Below are 21,090 nucleotides of genomic sequence, written 5' to 3' on the forward strand. Positions count from 1 at the left end.
GTAAGGGAAACCGATGAACCTCCTCGTTCGTGCCGACCAGCTCCGCGTGGGCCGGACCCCGTTCGTGCTCGCGACCGTGGTCCGGGCCGAGCGTCCGACCAGCGCCAAGGCCGGCGACCGTGCCCTGGTGCTGCCCGACGGCACGCTCGAGGGGTTCGTCGGCGGCACCTGCGCCGAGTCGACCGTCCGTCTCCAGGGGCTCAAGCTGCTGGAGACGGGCGAGTCGACGCTGCTGCGCATCACCCCGGACGCCGAGGGGCCCGAGGACCGTCCCGGCGCCGAAGGGCTGCTCACGGTCGCGAATCCGTGTCTTTCCGGCGGTACCCTCGAAATCTTCCTCGAGGCGATGATCCCGGCGCCGCTGGTCTTCGTCTACGGCGAGGCGCCCGTCGCGCGGGCCCTCGCCGACGTGGCCCGCGCCGTGGGCTGGGAGGGGTCCCGCGCCGAGACCGCGCAGACCCCGATCCCCCTCGACGCGAGCGCCGTCGTGGTCGCCTCGCACGGGCGGGACGAGGCCGAGATCCTCACCGCGGCGGTCAAGGCGCGGATTCCGTACGTCGCCCTCGTCGCCAGCCGCAAGCGCGCGACGGCGGTGCTGGCCGAGCTGGACCTGAGCGACGCCGAGAAGGCCACCATCCACGCGCCGGCCGGCCTCGACATCGGCGCGCGGACCGCGCCCGAGATCGCGCTGTCGGTCCTGGCCGAGGTCATCTCGTCCCGTCCCCGCCAGACCGCCCCGCCGCCCGGCGAGCCGGTCCGCACCATGCTGCCGTTGCTGGAGAAGCCTTCCGCGGTACAGATCGCGTCCCCGGTGCAGATCGCTTCCGCGGTACAGGTCGCTTCCGCGGTGCAGATCGCGAAGGATCCCGTCTGCAACATGGACGTCGCCGTGGTCCCGGACGCGCTGCACTACCAGCACGAGGGCACGGTCTACTACTTCTGCGGCACCGGCTGCCGCCGCGCCTTCGCCGACGCCCCGGGCCGATACCAGCTGCGCTGGACGCCGGACCAAAGCGGTCAGCTGTGATCGACAGCGTCGACGCGCTGGTCGAGGGCCTCGACCGGCAGGGTTACCTCGCGGATGCCGGCCTGGCCACCGCGCTGTACCTCGCCCTGCACATGCGCCAGCCGGTCCTGCTCGAGGGCGAGCCCGGCGTGGGCAAGACGGCCGCCGCCGCCGCGCTGGCCGCCGCCCTGGACACGCCGCTCATCCGGCTGCAGTGCTACGAGGGGCTCAGCGCCGCCGAGGCCCTGTACGAGTGGAACTACCCGCGCCAGCTGCTCGGCATCCGGTTGGCCGAGGCGCGCGGCGAGATGCCGCGCGAGGCCGACCTCTTCGCCCCCGAGTACCTGCTGCGCCGGCCGCTGCTGGCCGCGATCGAGCACCCGGGCCCGCGCCCGGCCGTGCTGCTCATCGACGAGGTCGACCGGGCCGACGACGAGTTCGAGGCGTTCCTCTTCGAGCTGCTGGCCGAGGGCTCGGTCACCATCCCGGAGCTGGGCACCCGCAAGGCGGTCGTGCCGCCGATCGTGCTGCTCACCTCGAACCGGACCCGGGACCTGCACGACGCGCTGCTGCGCCGCTGCCTGTACCACTGGATCGCCTACCCGCACGCGGACCGCGTGGCCGCCATCATCCGCCGCCGGGTGCCCGCGGCCGGCGAGCCGCTCGCCGGCCGGGTGGCCGGCGCGGTGTCCAAGCTGCGCGCCACCGACCTGGTCAAGCCGCCCGGCGTGGCCGAGGCGATCTCGTGGGCCAACGCCCTGCAGCTGCTCGGCCTGCCGCTCAACGTGGCGTCGGCGGAGGCCACGCTCGGCGCGGTGCTCAAGTACCGCGAGGACGAGGAGGCGGCCCGTGCCATTCTCGCCGACATCGCTGGCTGACCTCGTCGGCCGGTTCGGCGCGGCGCTGCACCGGGCGGGCCTGCCCGTCGGCCCCGACCGGGCCGCGCGGTTCGCGCAGTCCATCACGCTGCTCGAGCCGCGGACCGTCGACGAGCTGCACCGGTGCGCCCGCGCGACGCTCGTCTCCGATCCGGCCCACTTCGAGATCCTGGACGCCGTCTTCGACGCGGTCTTCCGGGGGTACGAGGACATCGCCGAATTCCGGGGCGACCTCAACGCGGCCGGGGCGACCACCCACTCGAAGGCCTCGAGTCCGTCGCTTTCGGACGGCTCCGGCGGGTCCTCGCAGGTGGTGGAGGTGCCCGTCGGGATGGCCGGGAGCGCGGCCGAGCGACTCGCCGGCCGGGACTTCGCCACCCTCTCCGAGGAGGAGCTGGCCCGGCTGGCCGAGCTGATGCGGCACCTGCGCTTCGCCACGCCGCCCCGGCGCAGCCGCCGCTTCCGCCCCGCCGCCGACGGCCGGCTGGTCGACCTGCGGGCCGCACTGCGCCGCGCCCGGCGCACCGGCGGCGAGCCGCTGCGGCTGCCCCGCCGGGCCCACCGCGAGAAGCCCCGCCGCCTGGTGGTGCTGTGCGACATCTCCGGCTCGATGGAGCCCTACGCGCGGGCGATGATCCAGCTGCTGTACTGCGCGGCCGGTGCCTCCCGGGCCGAGGTCTTCACGTTCGCCACCCGGCTGACCCGGCTGACCCGGCTACTGGCCCGCCGCACCCGCCCGGCGCTCGCCCTGCACCGGGCCGGGCAGGCCGCCCCGGACTGGTCGGGCGGCACCCGCATCGGCGCGGCGCTCAAGCGCTTCAACGACGAGCACGGGCGGCGGGGCCTGGCCCGCGGCGCCGTCGTGCTCATCGTCTCCGACGGCTGGGAGACCGGCGACCCCGCGCAGGTGGGCGCCGAGATGGCCCGCCTGCGTCGCCTCGCCCACCGCATCGTCTGGGTCAATCCCCGGACCCAGAGCCCGCGCTACCAGCCGCTGGTCGGCGGCATGGCGGCCGCGTGGCCCCACTGCGACGCCGTGGTCAGCGGGCACTCGCTGACCGCCGTCGCACCACTCCTCGACGCCCTCACCGGAGGTTCCCCTTCCCATGCTGCTCACCAACGAGTTCGTCGTCGCGCGGCCGCTCGATGAGACCTGGAAAGTCCTGACCGACATCGAGCGGATCGCCCCCTGCATGCCCGGCGCCCAGCTGACGGGGGTCTCCGGCGACGAGTACCAGGGCAAGGTCAAGGTCAAGGTCGGCCCCATGACCGCGCAGTTCTCCGGGACCGCGGTGTTCAAGGAGCAGGACGAGACCGCGCACCGGGCCGTCATCGAGGCCAAGGGCCGCGACGCGAGCGGCAAGGGCCGCGCCTCGGCGCTCGTCACGGCGGTCCTCGTGCCGGAAGGTACGTCGACGAAGGTCCAGGTGGAGACGGACCTGAACATCGCCGGGCCGCTGGCGCAGATGGGTCGCAGCACGATCGCGGACATCAGCACCCGCCTGCTGACCCAGTTCGTCAACAACCTCGAGGAGCGGCTCGCCGCCGAGCAGTCCACCGTGGACGCCGTGGCGGAGGCGCCCGTCGCGGCCCCGCAGGAGGCGCCCTCGGCAGCCCCGCAGGAGGCGCCCGTGGCGGCCCTGGAGGCGAAGCCCGAGGTCGAGGCGGTCAACCTCACCGACGTGGCCGGCACGGGCACGCTGCTCAAGCTGGCGCTGCCCGTCGTCGTGGTGATCGCCGCGATCGTCGCGCTGGTGGTCTGGCTGGTGTGACCACGAGGGGTCCGGCGCCTTCGCGACGCCTTCGCGGCGCCGGACCCCATCGTCGGTGTCAGGTGCGGTCAGCGCTTGAGGAGCGGAACGACGTACCAGATGCCGATGAACGCCGCGGAGAACGCCGCGCCGACCGCGATCGCCCAGGACGTTCCCACGACCACTTCGAAAATCAGGAAAATGGCGCCCACGATCGACAGCCACAGGAAGAACAGGCCGACGCCGGCGAGATTGCTGCTCACCGCGACCAGTTGTGCCTTTCGGCCGCGGCGGAACAGAATGCGATGGTGGCTCACCGGGGCGATGAGGCAGACCGTCGCGATCGCGGTGCACACGATCGTGGCCACATAGGTGGCCTTCTGTCCAGAGGACACCTGGCCGAATCGGTTGTTAAACGGCAGCGTCAGCAGAAACGCGAAGAGAAACTGCACGCCGGTCTGGGCCACGCGCAGTTCTTGGAGCAGTTCCGCCCAATTGCGGTCGTATCGCTCAACAGGGGTCTCGTCGCGATCCGCCATGCGGGTCCAATTACCCACCGGAACAACCGGGCGAACCTGGCGGTTCGGCCCAACCCCGGGCGCGGCGCGCAAGTAGGGGGTGCGTCGGCCCGCCCGCCGGGCTTATCGTCGCGGCGTGAGCGCACCCTTCGATGAACTGACCGCCGGGCGCCGGACGTGGATCGCGCGGGCCGGGTTGTCCGAGCTCGCGGCCACCATCGGGCGCCCGGGCCGGGCCGCCGTGGCCGGCCGCCCCGATCTGCTGGCCCGGGTCGACCAGCACGCGGCCGCGATCCGCGAGTCGCTCGGCGGGGCGCTGCTCGACCCGGTGGCCCTAGCCGGCTACTCGGCGGCGATCCGCGACGCGGCCCGCGACGCCGGCGACCCCCTCGAGGACTGGTCGCGCCCGTCCTGGGCGATGCTGCGCCTGCTGGCGGTGTGCAGCCTGGTTCCCTAACCTCTTGAGGCTGCGGGCTCTTGTGGATCGAGGCTGCACACCGCCTTCGTGCTTAACGCAGGAAGCGCTTGTCGGCGTGCAGGCTGTCGGTCAGGCGGATCGTGATGAACTCGTCGTTGTCCGGCTGGCCCGGCGTGCGGCCGCTGGAGAACGGGAAGTTGTTGTCGTTCACCACGCCCAGGGTCCGGTCGTCGAGGATCACGATGCCCTCGATGGTCTGGAACGGGAAGGTGAACACGTCCGCGGTGCCGCCCAGGTGGCGCGGGTCGGCGATGTTCATGAGGTCCGCGACCAGGGTCTTGTCCATCTTGCCGTCGCGGTTGCGGTCGCGCTTGTCGGCCAGGTAGATCCGCTTGAACTTGGCGGTGGCGCCCTGGCCGTTGTCGCGCTCGATGATGAGGAAACGGTCATCGTCGACGGCGATGGCGTCGCCGATCGCGTTGGCCGGGTCCTCCAGCTGATAGGTGTAGATCTTGCCGGTGTACTGCTGCTTGGCCACGTCGAACTCGTTGAAGCGCAGGGCGCCGGCCGGGTCGCCGGCCACGGTGCCCTCGAGCAGGCCGTAGAGCCTACGACCGTCGGGCGACTGGGCCAGGCCCTCGAAGCCCTTGCTGCTGCCCAGGTTCGGGTTGCCCGCCGGGTTCTCCGGGGCGCGCACGCCGGGCAGCGAGATCGGCGCCTGCAGCAGGCGGCCGGCCCGGTCGAAGTGCAGCAGGTACGGGCCGAACTCGTCGCCGATCCAGTACGAGCCGTCCGTGCCCCGCTGGATCGACTCGATGTCGAAGTCGGCGCCGGTGAGCACGCGGTCCTTGCGGGTAAGGGCGAACGGCACGTGGCCGTTGGGGTCGGTCAGGTTGATGCCGCCAAGGACGTCCACGGTCTTCTTGGCGTAGTCGGGGGCGAGGCGGTGGATGCGCAGCACGAAGTCGCCGCTGTTGGCCTTGTTGCCGTAGCCGTTGTCGGAGATGACGTCGAAGGTGCCGTCGCCGTTCTTGATGAAGCCGCTGAAGCCCTGGATCGGCTGGTCGTCGAAGGGCGGGGTGACGCCGTTGGACGGGGTGCCGCCCAGCAGCGCGCCGGACGGGTCGCTCGCCGACACGAACGTCGCCGCCGGCAGGCTGGCCCAGCCGGTGAGCGTGGCCTGCCCGAACGAGTCGTGCGCCGAGGCGCTCGGGGCCGCGACGGCCAGCGACAGCACGCCGACGCCAACGCCGAGCCCAACACGTCGAAGATTCCTCATGCGGCCCGACGTTAAGCAGAGCCCGTGAACCCCTCCTAGACTTTCTGTGTCATCTCCCCGAGCAGCGAATGTAGCCGTCCGACCACGCCCCATTGCGTGGTCGGTCGTTGCCCGGCTCATTGCGTGGTCGGTCGTTGTCTCGGCCCGTTGCGTGGCCTGTCGTTGTCTCGGCCCGTTGCGTGGTCGGTCGCTGGCTCGGCTCAGACCCGGCCGAAGTCCTGGGTCCAGTACGGGGTGCCGTCGGTCTTGTAGACCAGCCCGACGCCCACCGCGACGCTCGAGCAGTTCAGCAGGTTGGCGCGGTGCCCCGGGCTGTTGATCCAGCCGTTGACCACGTCCTGGGCGGTGCGGTACCCCCAGGCAATGTTCTCGGCGGAGGCCCCGGTGGTGTACCCGGCGGCCGCCTCCCGCTGCACGAAGTTGCTGCCGTTCGAGCCGGTGTGGTCGAAGAAGTTGTGCGTCACCATGTCGGTGCTGTGCGCCCGCGCGGCGGCGACGAGACGGCCGTCGACGCGCAGCGCGCCGCACCCGTTGGCCTGCCGGAAGTTGTTGGTCAGGGTGACCACGTCGTTCTCGATCGCGGCGTACGTCCCGTCGCCGGTCGGCGTCGTGACCGGCGGGGCCGGCGCGGCGGGCGTCGTGGCCGGCTTGGTCGGCCGCACCTCGGGCTTGACCGGCGTCTTCTTGGCGGTGGACTTCTTCTTTTTCTTCTTCTTGCTGAGCTTGGCGGCGGCGTCCTCGCCGGTGGCGGCGCTCGCCGCGTTGGCCCCCACGGCCTCGACGACGTGCGCGACGCCGGCCGCGACGGGCGCGCCGGCCGCGAGGGCCTGTGGTCCGGTGGTCGTGACGATCGCGAGGCCGAGGGCGGCCGCCAGACCGGCGGCGGCGATGGTGGTGGCACGGCGGGCAAACCGGGTCACTGTGCGAAGCCTTCCGTTCGGGAGCAAGTGTCGTTGGACGCACCTGGTATCGGACCCGTCACACGCTCACTGAGCCCCCGAACCACCCCGCAACGCGCGGCAACCGACCGGCTACCCGTGCGGAGCAATCCCTAGTGGTCCGCCGCCCGGATTTCCGCCAAAGGTTGGAGGGCGGCCGCCGCGGGCATTTCTACGGTTGAGAGGTACACATCGTTCAGAGGAGCCAGTGATGCCCAGTCTCGTCCGCCCTCGTGACAACCGCTGGATCGCCGGCGTCTGCTCGGGCCTGGCCCGCCGCTTCGGCATGCCCCCCAACCTGATGCGCCTGATCTTCCTCATCTCGTGCCTGCTCCCGGGCCCGCAGTTCGTGATCTACCTGATCCTGTGGGTCCTCATGCCGGACGAGTCCAAGGCCCGCAACTACACCTGAGCCCGCACCTCCACAGCGAGGCTCAGCGCGGGACGGGGAGTGGCCCGGGGTGCGGCCCGGGCCACTCCCACCCACCCGCGCCGGTCTTTGCCGGCGCGGGGCGGCGGACGACGGCGGCGGGGGCGTGAGCGGTGGTTCGGGAGCGGGGTGGGTGGAACGGGGTGCGGCCCGGGTTCACCCATCAGGCGACGGGCGAGCCGGCCGAAGTCGGTGGCATGTCCAACGACACCAGCTTCACCACCGCCGGGCCCGGGGCGTTCGGGGACTTCTCCGAGGCCAACCGGCGCAGCGTCGCACGCTCCACGCTCAACGGCCTCATGACCTGGCTCGGCGAGCCCGGGCTGGCCGCGGCTCGCGAGTCGGCCGGACTGCAGGCGATGATCGACCAGCACGCGGCGGCGGTACGTGATGCGCTCGGGGATCCGGAGCACGGGCCCGCGGCGGTGCCGCTGGCCGGGTACGCGGCCGGGGTCCGCGACGCCCTCATCGAGGCGCAGTGGCAGCTCCCGCCGACCAACGAGGTCGACTGGGCCCACCTCGAGTGGCCCGCGCTGCGGCTCATCGCCATCTGCGCGCTCGCCCGGGCCGGCGGCCACATCTGAGCCGCTGACGCAACGGATACCGAGAAGTCCCCAATTCGTCCTGAAATCCCCGATACCAGGTGGCATTGGGGATTTTTCGAACTTTCCGCCTGTCGGGGTATAAATCCGATAAGTCGTGGCGCGCCAGCGCCCGACTTATCGCTTTTGCGAGTAGCCCCGCCCCAGGTCACCGCACTCACACACGAGCGCTCCCCCGCAGGCGCCACACTCACGCAGAAGCGCCTCGCCCCACAGCCGGCCACGCGTAGGCAGGAGCGCCTCGCCCCACGGGCCGCCACGCGCTTGAGCAGGAGCGCATCGCTCTCGCAGATCACAGGGGCGGTCAGGGCGTGGCGGTGTCCGAGCGCGGGGAGCGGGACTGCAGGAGCAGGGCACAGGCGGCGCCCAGCAGGCAGATGGCGGCGGTGGCCAGGAAGATCTCGCGGTACTCGGTGCGCAGCGCCGACTGCAGGGCCGCCTTGTAGGTGTCCAGCAGGCGTTTCTGCTCGTCCGCCGGCTTGCCGAAGACCAGCGGGAAGTTCAGGCGGGCGGTCAGCTCGTGGAAGCGGTGCAGGCCCCAGGCAGTGAGGGCGGCCACGCCGATCAGCATGCCCATCATGCGGGCGACCACGACGGCCGAGGACGACACGCCGTGCTGCGCTGGCGGGGTGGCGCGCAGGACCGCGCTGGACAGCGGGGCGATGGCCAGGCCCAGGCCCAGGCCGGCGAGGGCCAGGTCGGTGTCCAGGCGCGGCAGGACGGTCAGGTAGTGCCGCTGGAGCACGTCGGCCGGCCAGGCCGCGATGAGCAGGTAGCCGCCGGTGGCCAGGAGCAGGCCGGCCGCGGCGGTCCAGCGCTCGCCCAGGCGGGCGACCAGCCAGCCGCCGAGCACGGCGCCGATGGGCAGGGCGATCAGGAAGCGGGTCAGCACCAGCGTGGAGTGCACGCCGCCGCGGCCGAGCAGGGTCTGGGCGACGAGCTCGACGTCGACCAGGGTGACCATCAGCGCGGCGCCGGCGCAGAAGCTGGCGGCCAGGGCGGCGAAGAACGGGCGGGGGCGGGCGTCGCGCAGGTCGACCAGGCGGGTGCGGGCGCGCAGCTCCCAGGCGACGAAGAGGGCGCCGGCGACCGCGGCACCGGCCAGGGTCCACGGGCCCCACGGGGGCAGGACCGCCTTCTCCGGGTCGGGGTTGTAGAGGGCGACGACGGCCGCGCCCAGCGCCACGGCCAGCAGCAGACCACCGACGACGTCCGTGCGGCGGGCCTCCGGGCGCGGGTGGCCGGGCAGAGCGAACCACACCAGCGCGATCGCCACGGCGGCCAGCGGCAGGTTGAGCCAGAAGATGCCGCGCCAGGAGCCGAGCAGGGCGGCGATGGCCACGCCGTAGAGCGGGCCGAGGACGCTGCCCAGCTCCTGGGCCGCGCCGACGGCGCCGAGGACGGTGGCGCGGCGCCGCTCGGACCACAGGTCGCCGGCCAGGGCCAGGGTGACCGGGAGCAGGGCGCCGCCGGCCAGGCCCTGCACGGTCCGGCCGGCGGTCAGCAGCCAGACCGAGTCGGACGAGGCGGCGGTCAGGGCCGAGCCGGCCGCGAAGCCCACCAGGCAGCCGATCAGCACCGCGCGGCGGCCCAGGCGGTCGGAGAGGGAGCCGAGCAGCGGCATGCCGGCGATGTAGCCGAGCAGGAAGCCGGTGACGACCGGCGTGACCCGCTCCAGCCGGTTGGTCGCGATGTGCAGCGCGTCGAGGATGTCGGTCAGCACGCCCACGACGACGTACGCGTCCAGCGCCGCCAGCAGCACCGTCGCGCCGCCGACGCCGATGGCCAGGCGGCGGCGCGAACCATCGGCCGGCGCGGCCGCTTCGGTGCTCGCCTCGGCCCGCAGGGTCATCGCGGCGGCTACTTCGGCGCGGTGATGGTGACGGGGGCGTCGAACTCCGTGAAGGTCACGGTGACCGTGCCGCCCCTGGCGTCGCCGACGGCCGGCAGGTCGAACGCGGCCTTGAGCAGCCGCTTGCTGTCCTTGGCGACCCATAGGCGGCCGGGGACGCTGCCGGTGACGCCGGGGACGACCTTGGAGAGGTGCTCGGCCGGGAACTTCGCGCTCACGCGGTAGGTGTCCTTGCCGTCAACGGGCTCGGAGGCCTCGGTCTTGGCCTCGGTGGCCGTGCCGATGACCTTCGCGATGCCGCGGTCGGGGTCGAGGATGGCCGACGGGTCGTAGACGGACGCGGCCAGCGCCAGCGGGATCTGCTGGTAGTCGCCGGTCGGGCCCTTGAGCCACATCGTCTGGCCGACGACCGTGAACGCCAGGTCGGCCGTGGTGCCCATCTGCTCGACCTGCGCGGTGCCCTGGGCGTTGCCCTCCTTGGTCAGCACGCCGTCGGCGCGCTTGATGGCGACGCCGGCGATCGTGCCGTCCGCGGCGATGAGGAACTTGGCGCTCTTGATGCCCGCCATCGCCGCCGAGGAGTCCTTGAGCAGCCCGTCAGCGGCCGGCAGGTTGGGGTCGGCGGCCGGCGCGCCGCCCTTCTTGTCGGACTTGTCCGAGCAGCCCGTGAGGACGAGCAGGGCCGTGAGGGCGGCGACGCCGGCTACGAGCAGACCGCGGCGGGACTGGGTGGGGGACATACCGGCATGCTAGACCGGGCGGGGAAACAACGCTGGTGCCGTCGCTGAGCGGCGTCTCAGGGTTACCCGGCCGTCGCGCAACGCCATGAGCCCAGAGCTGGTCACGCGCCGCGGTGACCGACGAGCAGCTCGGCGACCGCGCGACCGGCCGCGGCCGTGGCGCCGAACGTCGCGATGTGCACGTCGCCGCGCGGATCGGCCGGCACGCCCATCTCGACCACGGTGGCCTCGGGACGTACCGCCAAGGAGGCACTCAAGGCATCCGCCATCCACGGGTAGCGGTGCGGGTCGCGCACGACCAGGACCAGTGGGTAGCCCGCCGACGCCCGCAGCGCGGCCGGCAGCCCCTCCTCCGAGGTCAGCGTCGCGCCGGTGGTGGCCGGGGCCAGCTCGGACAGCGGCGCCAGAAGCCCCCACGGCGTCTCGGGCGCGATCGCCATGTTGAGCTGCGGCTGGAACTCGATCACATACGGCGCGCCCGCCAGCGGGAAGGTCGCGTCCGGCGCGGTGATCCGCAGCGCCCGCCGGGCCGCCGACAGCCCGATCTCGTTCGCCCGCGGGTCCGGGGTGGCCTTCGGCGCGGCCACCGACCAGGCGGCCAGCCGGGCGACCCGGGCCGCGGCGTCGGCGAGGCGCTCCTCGGGCAGCTCGCCCGAGCGCACCGCGGCGACGATGGCGTCGCGCAGCATGACGGCGGTCTCCTCGTCGGCGTGGTCGCCGCCGACGCAGATCGCGTCCGCGCCGGCCGCCAGGGCCAGCACGGTGGCGTGGGCCAGGCCGTAGCGGTCGGAGATGGCGCGCATCTCGATGCCGTCGGTGACGATCAGGCCGTCGAAGCCGAGCTCGCCGCGCAGCAGCTCGGTCATGATCTTGCGGCTGAGGGTGGCCGGGAAATCGGGGTCCAGCGCCGGGACCCGCATATGGGCGCTCATCACGGCCTGGACGCCGGCGGCGATGGCGGCCCGGAAGGGGACCAGCTCGACAGCGTCGAGGTCGGCCCGGCCGGCCTTGATCAGCGGTACGTCGAGATGCGAGTCGACGCTGGTGTTCCCGTGCCCGGGGAAGTGCTTGGCGCAGGCCGCCACGCCGGCCCCCTGCAGCCCGGCGATCCAGGCCGCGGCGTGCCGGGCGACCCGCTCGGGCTCGGCCCCGAAGGCTCGCGAGCCGATCACCGGGTTGTTGGGGTCGTTGTTCACGTCGGCGTCGGGCGCGTAGTCGAAGGTGATGCCGACCGCGGCCAGGTCCCGCCCGATGTGCCCGGCGATCTCGCGGGTCAGCGCCGGATCGTCGATGGCGCCCAGGGCAAGGTTGCCCGGCCAGGGGCTGCCGGTGTGCGCGTCGATCCGGGTGACGTCTCCGGCCTCCTCATCGATGGCCACGATGACGTCGGGCTTCTCGGCCCGCAGGGCGGCGGTCAGCTCGGCCACCTGGTCGCGGTCGACGACATTGCGCGCGAACAGCACGACGCCGCCCAGCCCGTCGGCGAGGCGGCGGCGTAACCAGGTCGGTGGTTCCTTGCCAACGAACCCCGGCTGCAGCACGGCATCAGCCATGCGGCCCAGGTCGACCCCCGTGTTTACATCCATGCGTGACCACCCCTTCGAGCCTGGCGATGATGGTCACATCACATCTCAGTAATAGTCAAGAAACCTTCCAGTAGTTAACCGGCTTGTACCAGAGCCGGGCACTCAGCTGCTGGGACGCAGTGTCCACACAACGGTCATCGCGGTGGTGACCGCGCCGTCCTCGCGGGTGATCTCGACGGCCACCGGGAACTCCGGCCGACCGCCCGCGGCCAGCTCGTCGATCACGTCCTGGACCGGCCGGCCGAGGGTGGCGGTGGCCCGGACGGGGCCCCGGGCCAGCTTCGCGTAGGCGATGTCGGCGCGCACCGCCAGCGGCGTGCCGACCGCGAGGTGCGGGCCGAAGGCGGCCATCACCACCGCGCCGGAGGCGGTCTCGCCCAGCGCGAACAGGGCGCCGGCGTGCGGGCCGGCCACGTGATTGTGCAGCCGCGGCTCGTCCGGGAGCGTCGCGACGGCCCGCACGTCGTCCCCGTCCACCGTCACGTCGGCGATCTCGATGCCGACGGTGCGCGCGAACGGTACGGCCGAGATGAGGCCCTCGGCCAGCGCCTTCGAGTCAATGCTCATGCCGGCGATGTTACCGACCGGTAAACATCTAGGAGAACAGCTCGCCGATCGCCCGGACGATGTCGACGTAGAAGTTGCCCTCGATCGTGCGGAAGATCTCGAACGGCTCGCCCGGGGAGCCGACGAAGGGCCGCAGCGTCCAGGCCAGCTGCGTGCCGACGAAGCCGAACAGCAGGATCCACACGTTGAGCAGGGTCATGCTGGCCGGTCGCTCCCCCGGCGCCAGTTGCTGCGGCAGGGGCTGGGGCTGGTGCAGCACGGGCGCCAGCGGCTGCGGGAAGGCCACCGGATAGACGGTCCGGCCGTCGGGCATGACGAGCGGCTGCTCCGGCCCACCGGACGCCGGGGCAACGGCAGCCGAGGTACCGGCAACCGGGGCAACAGGAACGGGAACGAGGGCCGGCGCCGGGGAGACCGGCGCGGCATCGTCCGGGGTGGCCAGCGCCTCCAGGGCGGCGGCCTCCTCGCGCTCCAGCCGCTCCTTCTCGGCCCGCCGGGCGGCGGTCAGCCTGGCCGTGTGCTCGTTGAGGGCCCGCATGCCGCTGGTCAGGAACCGCAGGCCGACGAACGCGGTCAGCGTCAGGATGGCCACGTTGAGGATCTTGTAGAACTCGTAGCTGAACGCGGTGATGAGAAAGAACAGGCTGATGGGAGCGAACGCCAGGGACAGCACCGAGGTCACCGTGATCGTGACCATGACCAGCGCCAGCGCCTGCTTGACCTGCAGCCGGGCCCCGAAGACCAGGTTGAACAGGTACAGCGTGGGAAGGCAGATGGCCAGCGTCATGAGGAACAGCAGCGGCAGCTTCGCGGCCGACAACACGGCCTGAAGGACGCTGCTGGAGGCGCCGAGCACAGCTCCGTAGCAGGCCAGGGCCACCACGGAGCTGTACAGCATCTGCTTCGTCAGCTTGCCGAGGTCTCGCTCTTCGCCGATCTGCCGCCAGATGCCATCACGATCGCGCAGGATGCGCTCGATGATGAGCAGTCCGGATCCGGATTCGCCATAGGCTGCCATCGGCGAAGGCTATGTGAGACCTGTCACTCAGCGCCACCCCACGTCGATGCGTTGTCCTCTTTCGTCGAAAAAGTGCAGTGCTTCCATGCGCACAGCGACGGTCAACGGGTGACCGTGCGTGACATTCGGGTACGGCGCGAGGCGCACCGCCAGCTCCGCGGGGCGGCGGTGGTGCCGGCCCGGGTCGGACAGCACGCTCTCGCGGTTGGCCGGGCGGCGCTGCTGCGGGACGCGCCCGTTCACGCCGGCGCCGACGAGCTCGTCGTCCATGCCCACGCCGCCGCGGCCGGTGAGCTTGCTGACGAACCGGCGCAGACCGCCGCCGTTGATCGGCACGTCGGTCGGGGGCTTGCCGATCTCGTCGACGATCACGGCGGTCGCCCCGATGTCGAGGAACGCCAGCGACTCGTGGCCGTGGTGCTCGAGGTACCGGATCCGGCCCCTCAACACGTCGCCGGTGGTCGAGTCCGGCACCGGGGTCAACGCCTCCGCCCGGACCCCGATGACGATGCGCTCGCCGTGGAAGTGGGCCACCTGCCGCGAACGCAGGTCGTTCCAGGGCAGGTGCAGCACCTGGTCGCCCATGTGCAGCGCGATGTGCCGGTCGAGGTGCACGTACACCTCGGCCTCGAGCAGGTTCATCCGCGGGCTGCCGAGGAAGGCGGCGACGTAGAGCGTCGCCGGGCGGCCGTACACCTGCGTCGGCGTCCCGACGTCCTGCAGCACGCCCTTGCGCAGGATCGCCACCCGGTCGGCCATGGTCAGCGCCTCGGCCTGGTCGTGGGTGACGTAGATCGTGGTCACGCCGAGCTCGCGGACCAGCCCGGAGATCTCGGCCCGCAGCTCGGCGCGCAGGCCGCTGTCCAGGTTCGACAGGGGCTCGTCCATGAGGAAGAGCTTCGGCCGGCGCACGATGGCGCGGCCCATCGCAACACGCTGGCGCTGGCCACCGGAGAGCTGGCCCGGCTTGCGGGCCAGCACGTCACCGATGCCCAGCGCGCTGGCCACCTCGGCGACCTGCTCGGCCCGCGGCTCGGGCTCGATGCCGGACAGCCGAAGCGGGAAGCCGATGTTCTCGCCGACCGTCATGTGCGGATACAGGGCGAAGTCCTGGAAGACCATGGCGACCCCGCGCTCCCGCGGGGGCAGGTCGTTGGCCAGCTCGCCGTCCATGATGATCGCGCCGGAGGTCGGGTCCTCCAGGCCGGCCACCATGCGCAGCAGCGTCGACTTGCCGCAGCCGCTCGGACCGAGCAACACCATGAACTCGCCTTGGCCCACGTCCAGGTTCACGCGGTCGACGGCAATAGTGCCGTCGGCGAACACCTTCATCACATCTTTGAGCGCGACGGTAGCCACCGTCACCTCCGCCCCAGGTCAGCAATTCGCGGATCGGCCAGGTACCCCGAGTCAAATACTGTGATGAGGCGCACGCAAGTTGGTCCATCGGGTGAATGACCAGTGTTCGCCGTGTTACCGCGCAACTACTGCCAGGGAACTTCTGCAGTTCGGCCCGACGCTCAGGCCGCCGCGAAGTTCACGGTCACCGATGTGTACCCCAGTGCGGCCAGGAACTGCTGGAGCATCTTGCGGGTGTTATCCTCTGCGCGCTTCTGCAGCCCGGCGTCCTTGGCCGCGTCGCCGATCTTCTGCTCGGCGAGTTTGTAGACCTCCTGCAGGCGGTTCGGGTCCGAACTGAAGGCGTCGCCGATGCGGTTGAAGATGCCGCGGTCCTCTTGGTAGACGTAGCTGTGGTCGTTGTCGATCCGGACCGGCCGCAGCTGGGGCGCCGGCAGGTTGATCTCGGCCGTGCGGCGGTCCTCCGACTCCTTCACCGCGCCCTGGCCGATGCTGGCGAAGTCGACGTACACCTCGACCGAACCCGCCGCCACGAACAGGATGCGCTCGTTGAGCAGGAAGTCCGGGACGTACTTGCGGTCCTTCTGCACGTCGACGATGACCTGGAAGTTGCCCTCGGCGGCGACGAACTGGCTGAGGTCCTGCACGGACTTGAGCAGCGCCGGGCCGCTCCGGTCGGTCTGCTCCTGGGCGAAGGGGTTCTTCAGTCCGGGGAACAGCCCGATGGTCTTGGCCCCGAGCACCAGCGCGACGACCAGGCCGATCGAGGCGACCAGCCAGAACAGCCCGCGCATCGCGCCGCCGCCCTGCTTGATGACGATCGGTTCGCGCTGGTCGACGATCTGGCCCTCGATCGGGCGTCGCTCATCACTCGGTCGCGGATCGACCGGATCCCCTATCTGCGGGTTCCAGCCGGCGCCGGAAGTGACCTCGGGGTACTCCGAAGTCTTCGACTCGTCCTTGTCGGCCATGCTCGACTCCGTTGATGGGAGGAATTGCTCTCCATCAAGGTAAGGGGCGGCGCAAACCGTCGCGAGTCGATCTCAGGCGAACGCGGACACCCCCGTGAGCGCCTGGCCGATGACCAGCTGATGGATCTCCGAGGTTCCCTCGTACGTGAGCACCGTCTCCAGGTTGGCGGCGTGGCGCATGACCGGATACTCGGCGCTGATGCCGTTGGCGCCGAGGATCGTGCGGCACGACCGGGCGATGGCGAGGGCCTCCCGCACGTTGTTGAGCTTGCCCACGCTGACCTGCTCCGGTCGCAGCTTGCCGGCGTCGGCCAGCCGGCCCAGGTGCAGCGCCAGCAGGTAGCCCTTCTGCAGCTCGACCGCGGCGTCGGCCAGCTTGGCCTGGGTGAGCTGGAAGCCGGCGATGGGCCGGCCGAACTGCTCGCGGGCGCCGGCGTAGTCCAGCGCGGTGTGCAGGCTGTCGCGGCCGGCGCCGATCGCGCCCCACACGATGCCGTAGCGCGCCTCGGTGAGGCAGGACAGCGGCGCCTTCAGCCCACGGGCCAGCGGCAGCCGCGCCGAGTCCGGCAGGCGCACGTCGTCGAGGAAGATCTGCCCGGTGCAGGAGGCCCGCAGGGAGAGCTTGTGGTGCACCTCGCGGGTGCTGACGCCGGGGGTGTTCAGCGGTACCGCGAAACCCACCACGCCTTCGTCGGCGCGCGCCCACACCACGGCCACGTCGGCCACCGGCGCATTGGTGATCCACATCTTGCCGCCGCTGAGCACCCAGTCGTCGCCGTCGCGGCGCGCCCGCGTGCTCATCGAGGCGGGGTCGGAGCCGTGGTCGGGCTCGGTCAGCCCGAAGCAGCCGATGGCGTCGCCGGCCGCCATGCGCGGCAGCCACTCGTCCTTCTGCTCATCCGAGCCGAACTTCGCGATCGCGAACATCGCCAGCGACCCCTGCACCGAGACCAGGCTTCGCACCCCGGAGTCGCCGGCCTCAAGCTCGAGGCAGGCCAGCCCGTAGGCGACCGCGCTCGCCCCGGCGCAGCCGTAGCCCTCCAGGTGCATGCCGAGCAGCCCGACCTTGGCCAGCTCCTTGGCGAGGTCGCGGACCGGCACCTGGCCGCGCTCGTACCACTCGGCCACGTTGGGCCGGACGTGATCGTCGACCACGCGGCGGACCACGCCCCGGATGGCCAGCTCCTCCTCGGAGTGCAGGCCGTCGAGATCGAGCAGGTCGAGGGGGCGCGGCGTCGTCGTCACGCCCCCAGCGTAGGCCCCATCCTGTCGATCAGGCCGAGCGTCGCAGGCCGGCATCATCGGCAGGACAGGGCCTCAGCGTTCAGGCCTGCAGGACCCGGGCGTGGATGGACGTGCGCTGCTGCAGCGCGGCCCGCAGCGCGCGGTGCAGGCCGTCCTCCAGGTAGAGGGCGCCCTCCCACTGCACGACGTGCGGGAACAGGTCGCCGTAGAAGGTCGAGTCCTCCGCCAGCAGCTTGTCCAGGGCGAGCTCACGCTTGGTGGTGATGAGCTGGTCGAGCCGCACCGGCCGGGGCGGGATCTCGGACCATTGTTTCAGTGTCAGCCCATGCTCCGGATACGGCCGACCGTCGCGGACCGCCTTGAAGATCATGAACGTTTCACCCCCCTGACCCGTGCCAGGGTACCGACCGGGTACGACAAAAAGCGGATCACGAGGCGTCTCGGTTACCCCAGTTGCCTCGGTGCGTAACGCTCGGCGACTCCCGGCGCCCCCGTTTGAGCGAGGGCGAGCGCTTGTCCTGGGCCCGGTAGCCGATGGTCATCGCGCCGATCGGGAAGTATGCCTCGGGCACCCCGAACTCGGCCCGGAACTGCGCGATCCGGTCCGGGGTGATGCCGAAGAAGCACGCGCCGAGGCCCTCGTCGACCGCGCCGAGCAGCACCAGCAGGCTGGCCATCCCGGTGTCGATGTGCCAGTAGGGCACGGGCCAGCGGGCCTCGTCGCGGTCGGTCCAGCCCTTGTCCGGCTGGGCGTAGCGGTCCAGGTAGGCGTCGCGGTGGCTGAGCGGGACGACGACGACCGGCGCCCGGCTCATCCCCTCCAGCCACCCCGTCGGCAGCTGCTCCTCCGGCGAGGTCGCGGCCCAGAAGCGGGCCACGTCCTCGGGGGTGTCGAGCAGCAGGAACTCCCAGCCCTGCGAGAAGCCCGCCGACGGGGCATGGGTGGCGTACCCCAGCAGCCGCTCGACGATCTCCGCCGGCACCGGACGGCCGGGGTCGTAGTTGCGCACCATCCGCCGCCGGCGGATCACCTCGGAAAGCTCCACGCCAGCAGCCTAGATCGCGCGGATCCCCCAGGTGCCACGCCAGCTCGAACCCGGGTCCAAGGTCACCACGTCACGACCCGACCGGAATGCGTCGGGTGGGCAGGTCATCGGCTCGATCCCTAGCGCCTTGCGCCGCCGGTCGGCGGGGAGGGTGTCGGAGGAGTACACCTGCCACCAGGAAAAGGCGGCGTCGGCCCAGACGGTGACGCCCCGGCCGTCGGGGGCGGTGATCTCGACCCGCGAGCCGCCGTCGGCGTCGGCCTCCACCTCGCCGAAGGCCGTGTCGAGCACGGTGGCGCCGAGCCGGCGGCCATCCGTGAAGTCGTATTCGCTGCCGGCCACCCGGGCCGCGCCGATCGGCAGGAGGCGGGAGTCGACGAGCAGACGGTTGCGGGCCGGCACGCGCAGGGTGAGGTCGTCCACGGGCACGCCGGGCACGAGGACGTACGGGTGGGCGGCGAGGCCGAAGGGGGCCGCCGTGTCGCCGACGTTGGTCACCAGGTGCTCCGCCTTCAGCCCGGCCTCGCTCACCGACCAGGTGGTCTGCAGGCGCAGCGGCCAGTGGTACCCCGGCTGCGGCACCAGGTCGTGCGCGACCGTGATGCGGTCCTCGGCCACCTCGACGGCCGCCCAGCGGGTCCAGTTGACCAGGCCGTGGATGGCGTTGTGGCGCTCCGGCTCGGTCAGCGGCAGCTGCAGGTGCTCGCCGCCGAAGGCGTACTGCCCGTCGCGGATCCGGTTCGGCCACGGCGCCAGGACCTGGCCGGCGCAGCCGACCGCACGCTCGTGCTCGTCGAAACCGGCGACGACGTCCCGCCCGTCGGCGGTGAAGGTGCGCACGCCCCCGCCCACCTCGACGATGACGGCCTCATGGCCGCCCGAGCGGATCGTCCACTGTGTACCCGAGGGCGCGTGCGAGAGCTGCGCGGCGGCGGCGGTTTCCATGGGCGCGACAATATCCTCAGTGTGACGTGTCGGTGTAGCGGAGGAGGACGGGAAAAGTCAGCCCGAGGATGACCGCCACCACGGCGGCCGCGATCCCGCCGCTGACCCATGAGAAGCTCGCGCTGGTCAGGTCGGCCACCGATCCGGCCCGAAGGTCACCCAGACGTGGACCTCCGGCCACCACGGCGAAGAACACGCCCTGCAGCCGGCCGCGCATCTCGTTGGGGGCGCTGAGCAACACCGTCTGGCGGTACACGCCGCTGATCATGTCGGCCGCGCCGGCCACCGCCATGAACGCCACACACGCCCACAGCCACGGGACCGCGCCCGCCGCGGCGACGGCGAGGCCCCAGCCGACGACGGCGAGCACGAGCGCGATCCCCTGCCGGCGCACGCGCCCGATCCAGCCCGACGACACGCCGGCCAGCACGGCGCCGATCGCGATGGAGGAGTACAGCCACCCCAGCGACGACGCCCCGAAGTGCTGGTCGGCGACGACCGGGAACAGCGCCTTGGGCATCGCCAGGACCATCGCCGCGATGTCGATGGCGAAGGTGAGCAGGATGAGCTTGTGCCCGGCCAGGAAGCGCAGCCCGTCGCGCACGTCGCGCAGCCCCGCGCGGTTGCTCGAACCGGTGGGCGGCAGCGCGGGCAGGCGCAGCGCGGCCCAGAGCACCACGGTGAAGAGCAGGGCGTCGACCGCGTACGCGGCGGAGAAGTCGAACGCGGCGATCACCACGCCGGCGCCGACCGGGCCGCCGATCGCCGCCACGTTGGACACCGTGAAGCCCAGTGTGTTGGCCGCCGCCACCTCCTCGCTGCCGACGAGGGCCGGGATGATCGCCTGGCGGACGGGGCTGTTGATGCCGAAGGCCGCGGACTGGGCGGCGATCAGCACCAGCATCAACCAGGCGTTGTCGAGGTGCAGCACCGCCTGGGCCAGCAGGCCGACCGTGGTCAGCCACATCAGGGTGGAGCTGACGACCAGGACCTTGCGCCGGTCGTAGGCGTCGGCGATCGCGCCGCCCCAGATGGAGAACACGATGAGCGGCACCAGGCCGACGAAGCTGGACACGCCGACCCACAGCGCGGACTTCGTGATGGCGTAGACCTGCACCGGTACCGCCACGGCCGTGAACTGCACGCCGAAGAAGGACACCGCGTTGCCGACGAAGATGCGGCGGTACGCCGGATGCTTCAGCGGCCGGATGTCGATGGCGTGCCGGCGCAGCCAGCTCCCGGCCTCCCGCTCGCTGTCCTCCTCGACCGCGGTCACGGCGCGAGCCGCTCGAGCTTGCCGTCGCGGAAGCGCAGCCGGTCGTGCAGGCGGCTGGCCCGCCCCTGCCAGAACTCGACCTCGTCCGGCGCCACGAGATAGCCGCCCCAGTGCGGCGGCGGGTCGATCGGCCCGTCCCCGAAGCGCTCGCCGGTCTCCTCCCACCATCGCTCCAGGTCGGCCCGCGAGCCGATTACGCTGGACTGGGGACTGGCCCACGCGCCGAGCTGGGCGCCACGCGGGCGAACCGCGAAGTATTCCTCGGTCTCCTCCCGCGAGACCTTCCGCACCGCGCCGCTCACGATGACCTGGCGATGGAGGTGGTACCACGGGAAGACCAGCGTCGCCCTGGGGTTCCCGGCGAGGTCGCGACCCTTGCGCGACTCGTAGTTGGTGAAGAAGGTGAAGCCCCGCTGGTCGTAACCCTTGAGCAGCACGGTCCGGGCCGACGGGCGCCCGTCCGCGTCGGCGGTGGCCAGCATCATCGCGTTGGGCTCCGGAAGGCCGGCCTCGATGGCGTCGGCGAACCAGGTGGCGAACTGGTCGAGCCAGTTACCGGCGATCGATTCTTCGTCGAACTCGCCCTCGTACTCGGTGCGCATGCGCGACAAATTTTGCGGTGATGTGCTGGGTCTCACGCTCACATCCTTCCTCCGACGATCGAA

General features: G+C 71.8%; 23 protein-coding genes. 7 read left to right on the top strand and 16 right to left on the bottom strand.

The features are described from left to right. Positions 1-13 precede the first annotated feature (13 nt). Genes AB0M46_RS19970 through AB0M46_RS19985 form a run of 4 tightly spaced genes read left to right on the top strand, consistent with a single transcriptional unit; the run spans position 14 to position 3,656 of the window. The gene (locus AB0M46_RS19970; RefSeq protein ID WP_363337943.1) at positions 14-1,027 is read left to right on the top strand and encodes an XdhC family protein; all 1,014 of its coding nucleotides are present in this window, start codon (positions 14-16) and stop codon (positions 1,025-1,027) included. Then, positions 1,024-1,884: a MoxR family ATPase gene (locus AB0M46_RS19975; protein ID WP_363337944.1), complete on the top strand. Its 861-nt coding sequence runs from the start codon at positions 1,024-1,026 to the stop codon at positions 1,882-1,884. The genes AB0M46_RS19970 and AB0M46_RS19975 overlap by 4 nt, the downstream gene beginning before the upstream one ends. After that, positions 1,856-3,034: a VWA domain-containing protein gene (locus tag AB0M46_RS19980; protein WP_363337946.1), complete on the top strand. Its 1,179-nt coding sequence runs from the start codon at positions 1,856-1,858 to the stop codon at positions 3,032-3,034. The genes AB0M46_RS19975 and AB0M46_RS19980 overlap by 29 nt, the downstream gene beginning before the upstream one ends. Then, on the top strand, positions 2,991-3,656 hold the full coding sequence (locus AB0M46_RS19985; protein WP_363337948.1) for an SRPBCC family protein: 666 nt from the start codon (positions 2,991-2,993) through the stop codon (positions 3,654-3,656). Before AB0M46_RS19980 ends, AB0M46_RS19985 begins: the two co-directional genes overlap by 44 nt. A 68-nt stretch (positions 3,657-3,724) precedes the next feature. On the opposite strand, the gene AB0M46_RS19990 is transcribed toward AB0M46_RS19985, so the two are convergent. Beyond that, entirely contained in the window at positions 3,725-4,174 is a 450-nt protein-coding gene (locus AB0M46_RS19990; RefSeq protein ID WP_363337950.1) for a DUF6328 family protein, read from the bottom strand. Positions 4,175-4,289: 115 nt separating this feature from the next. Here AB0M46_RS19990 and AB0M46_RS19995 point away from each other — a divergent pair, with 115 nt between their 5' ends. After that, positions 4,290-4,610, top strand: a complete 321-nt coding sequence (locus AB0M46_RS19995; protein ID WP_363337952.1) for a DUF6401 family natural product biosynthesis protein — start codon at positions 4,290-4,292, stop codon at positions 4,608-4,610. Positions 4,611-4,662: 52 nt separating this feature from the next. On the opposite strand, the gene AB0M46_RS20000 is transcribed toward AB0M46_RS19995, so the two are convergent. Then, on the bottom strand, positions 4,663-5,850 hold the full coding sequence (locus AB0M46_RS20000) for an esterase-like activity of phytase family protein (RefSeq protein WP_363337954.1): 1,188 nt from the start codon (positions 5,848-5,850) through the stop codon (positions 4,663-4,665). Positions 5,851-6,050: 200 nt separating this feature from the next. Continuing rightward, positions 6,051-6,770 (bottom strand): CAP domain-containing protein, encoded by a 720-nt coding sequence (locus tag AB0M46_RS20005; RefSeq protein ID WP_363337956.1) that lies wholly within the window; start codon positions 6,768-6,770, stop codon positions 6,051-6,053. Between the two features lie 229 nt (positions 6,771-6,999). Between AB0M46_RS20005 and AB0M46_RS20010 the strand changes: the two genes are divergently transcribed. Together AB0M46_RS20010 and AB0M46_RS20015 are read left to right on the top strand one after the other, a co-directional pair. Beyond that, positions 7,000-7,200 carry a PspC domain-containing protein gene (locus AB0M46_RS20010; protein WP_363337957.1) on the top strand — a complete coding sequence of 67 codons (201 nt, stop codon included), beginning with the start codon at positions 7,000-7,002 and terminating at the stop codon, positions 7,198-7,200. A gap of 215 nt (positions 7,201-7,415) precedes the next feature. Continuing rightward, positions 7,416-7,802, top strand: coding sequence for a DUF6401 family natural product biosynthesis protein (locus AB0M46_RS20015; RefSeq protein WP_363337958.1), 387 nt, complete (start codon positions 7,416-7,418; stop codon positions 7,800-7,802). A 322-nt stretch (positions 7,803-8,124) separates the two neighbouring features. Here AB0M46_RS20015 and AB0M46_RS20020 read toward each other — a convergent pair whose 3' ends face one another. The 13 genes from AB0M46_RS20020 to pdxH form a co-directional block, all read right to left on the bottom strand. After that, complete coding sequence (locus AB0M46_RS20020) at positions 8,125-9,672, bottom strand: MFS transporter (RefSeq protein WP_363337960.1); 1,548 nt, start codon at positions 9,670-9,672, stop codon at positions 8,125-8,127. A gap of 8 nt (positions 9,673-9,680) precedes the next feature. Further along, complete coding sequence (locus tag AB0M46_RS20025; protein ID WP_363337961.1) at positions 9,681-10,412, bottom strand: LppX_LprAFG lipoprotein; 732 nt, start codon at positions 10,410-10,412, stop codon at positions 9,681-9,683. 101 nt (positions 10,413-10,513) lie between these two features. Further along, positions 10,514-11,998 (bottom strand): glycoside hydrolase family 3 N-terminal domain-containing protein, encoded by a 1,485-nt coding sequence (locus AB0M46_RS20030; protein WP_363337963.1) that lies wholly within the window; start codon positions 11,996-11,998, stop codon positions 10,514-10,516. A gap of 102 nt (positions 11,999-12,100) precedes the next feature. After that, a complete protein-coding gene (locus tag AB0M46_RS20035; protein WP_363337965.1) occupies positions 12,101-12,565 on the bottom strand; it encodes a DUF4442 domain-containing protein in 465 nt (154 codons plus the stop codon). 28 nt (positions 12,566-12,593) lie between these two features. After that, positions 12,594-13,583, bottom strand: a complete 990-nt coding sequence (locus AB0M46_RS20040; RefSeq protein WP_363337967.1) for a hypothetical protein — start codon at positions 13,581-13,583, stop codon at positions 12,594-12,596. Between the two features lie 27 nt (positions 13,584-13,610). Then, complete coding sequence (locus AB0M46_RS20045; protein ID WP_363337969.1) at positions 13,611-14,942, bottom strand: ABC transporter ATP-binding protein; 1,332 nt, start codon at positions 14,940-14,942, stop codon at positions 13,611-13,613. Positions 14,943-15,103: 161 nt separating this feature from the next. Beyond that, positions 15,104-15,913 carry a DUF4230 domain-containing protein gene (locus AB0M46_RS20050; protein WP_363337971.1) on the bottom strand — a complete coding sequence of 270 codons (810 nt, stop codon included), beginning with the start codon at positions 15,911-15,913 and terminating at the stop codon, positions 15,104-15,106. A gap of 72 nt (positions 15,914-15,985) precedes the next feature. Continuing rightward, positions 15,986-17,158 (bottom strand): acyl-CoA dehydrogenase family protein, encoded by a 1,173-nt coding sequence (locus AB0M46_RS20055; RefSeq protein WP_363337973.1) that lies wholly within the window; start codon positions 17,156-17,158, stop codon positions 15,986-15,988. Between the two features lie 79 nt (positions 17,159-17,237). Beyond that, on the bottom strand, positions 17,238-17,528 hold the full coding sequence (locus AB0M46_RS20060; RefSeq protein ID WP_344614023.1) for a type II toxin-antitoxin system VapB family antitoxin: 291 nt from the start codon (positions 17,526-17,528) through the stop codon (positions 17,238-17,240). Between the two features lie 58 nt (positions 17,529-17,586). After that, entirely contained in the window at positions 17,587-18,204 is a 618-nt protein-coding gene (locus AB0M46_RS20065; RefSeq protein ID WP_363337975.1) for a nitroreductase family protein, read from the bottom strand. A gap of 9 nt (positions 18,205-18,213) precedes the next feature. Next, a complete protein-coding gene (locus AB0M46_RS20070) occupies positions 18,214-19,149 on the bottom strand; it encodes an aldose 1-epimerase family protein (RefSeq protein WP_363337977.1) in 936 nt (311 codons plus the stop codon). 16 nt (positions 19,150-19,165) lie between these two features. Continuing rightward, positions 19,166-20,425 carry an MFS transporter gene (locus tag AB0M46_RS20075; RefSeq protein ID WP_363337979.1) on the bottom strand — a complete coding sequence of 420 codons (1,260 nt, stop codon included), beginning with the start codon at positions 20,423-20,425 and terminating at the stop codon, positions 19,166-19,168. After that, positions 20,422-21,027 (bottom strand): pyridoxamine 5'-phosphate oxidase, encoded by a 606-nt coding sequence (pdxH, locus tag AB0M46_RS20080; protein ID WP_363337981.1) that lies wholly within the window; start codon positions 21,025-21,027, stop codon positions 20,422-20,424. The genes AB0M46_RS20075 and pdxH overlap by 4 nt, the downstream gene beginning before the upstream one ends. Positions 21,028-21,090 lie beyond the last annotated feature (63 nt).

Source organism: Dactylosporangium sp. NPDC051485, assembly GCF_040682015.1.
In the GTDB taxonomy this organism is placed as follows: domain Bacteria; phylum Actinomycetota; class Actinomycetes; order Mycobacteriales; family Micromonosporaceae; genus Dactylosporangium.

Coding starts and splice junctions, on each gene's coding strand:
- AB0M46_RS20020 (WP_363337960.1), bottom strand. CDS start 9,672: ATGACCCTGCGGGCCGAGGCGAGCACCGAAGCGGCCGCGCCGGCCGAT.
- AB0M46_RS20035 (WP_363337965.1), bottom strand. CDS start 12,565: ATGAGCATTGACTCGAAGGCGCTGGCCGAGGGCCTCATCTCGGCCGTA.
- pdxH (WP_363337981.1), bottom strand. CDS start 21,027: ATGCGCACCGAGTACGAGGGCGAGTTCGACGAAGAATCGATCGCCGGT.
- AB0M46_RS20010 (WP_363337957.1), top strand. CDS start 7,000: ATGCCCAGTCTCGTCCGCCCTCGTGACAACCGCTGGATCGCCGGCGTC.
- AB0M46_RS20050 (WP_363337971.1), bottom strand. CDS start 15,913: ATGGCCGACAAGGACGAGTCGAAGACTTCGGAGTACCCCGAGGTCACT.
- AB0M46_RS20030 (WP_363337963.1), bottom strand. CDS start 11,998: ATGGATGTAAACACGGGGGTCGACCTGGGCCGCATGGCTGATGCCGTG.
- AB0M46_RS20070 (WP_363337977.1), bottom strand. CDS start 19,149: ATGGAAACCGCCGCCGCCGCGCAGCTCTCGCACGCGCCCTCGGGTACA.
- AB0M46_RS20060 (WP_344614023.1), bottom strand. CDS start 17,528: ATGATCTTCAAGGCGGTCCGCGACGGTCGGCCGTATCCGGAGCATGGG.
- AB0M46_RS19990 (WP_363337950.1), bottom strand. CDS start 4,174: ATGGCGGATCGCGACGAGACCCCTGTTGAGCGATACGACCGCAATTGG.
- AB0M46_RS20025 (WP_363337961.1), bottom strand. CDS start 10,412: ATGTCCCCCACCCAGTCCCGCCGCGGTCTGCTCGTAGCCGGCGTCGCC.
- AB0M46_RS20040 (WP_363337967.1), bottom strand. CDS start 13,583: ATGGCAGCCTATGGCGAATCCGGATCCGGACTGCTCATCATCGAGCGC.
- AB0M46_RS19985 (WP_363337948.1), top strand. CDS start 2,991: ATGCTGCTCACCAACGAGTTCGTCGTCGCGCGGCCGCTCGATGAGACC.
- AB0M46_RS19970 (WP_363337943.1), top strand. CDS start 14: ATGAACCTCCTCGTTCGTGCCGACCAGCTCCGCGTGGGCCGGACCCCG.
- AB0M46_RS20015 (WP_363337958.1), top strand. CDS start 7,416: ATGTCCAACGACACCAGCTTCACCACCGCCGGGCCCGGGGCGTTCGGG.
- AB0M46_RS20000 (WP_363337954.1), bottom strand. CDS start 5,850: ATGAGGAATCTTCGACGTGTTGGGCTCGGCGTTGGCGTCGGCGTGCTG.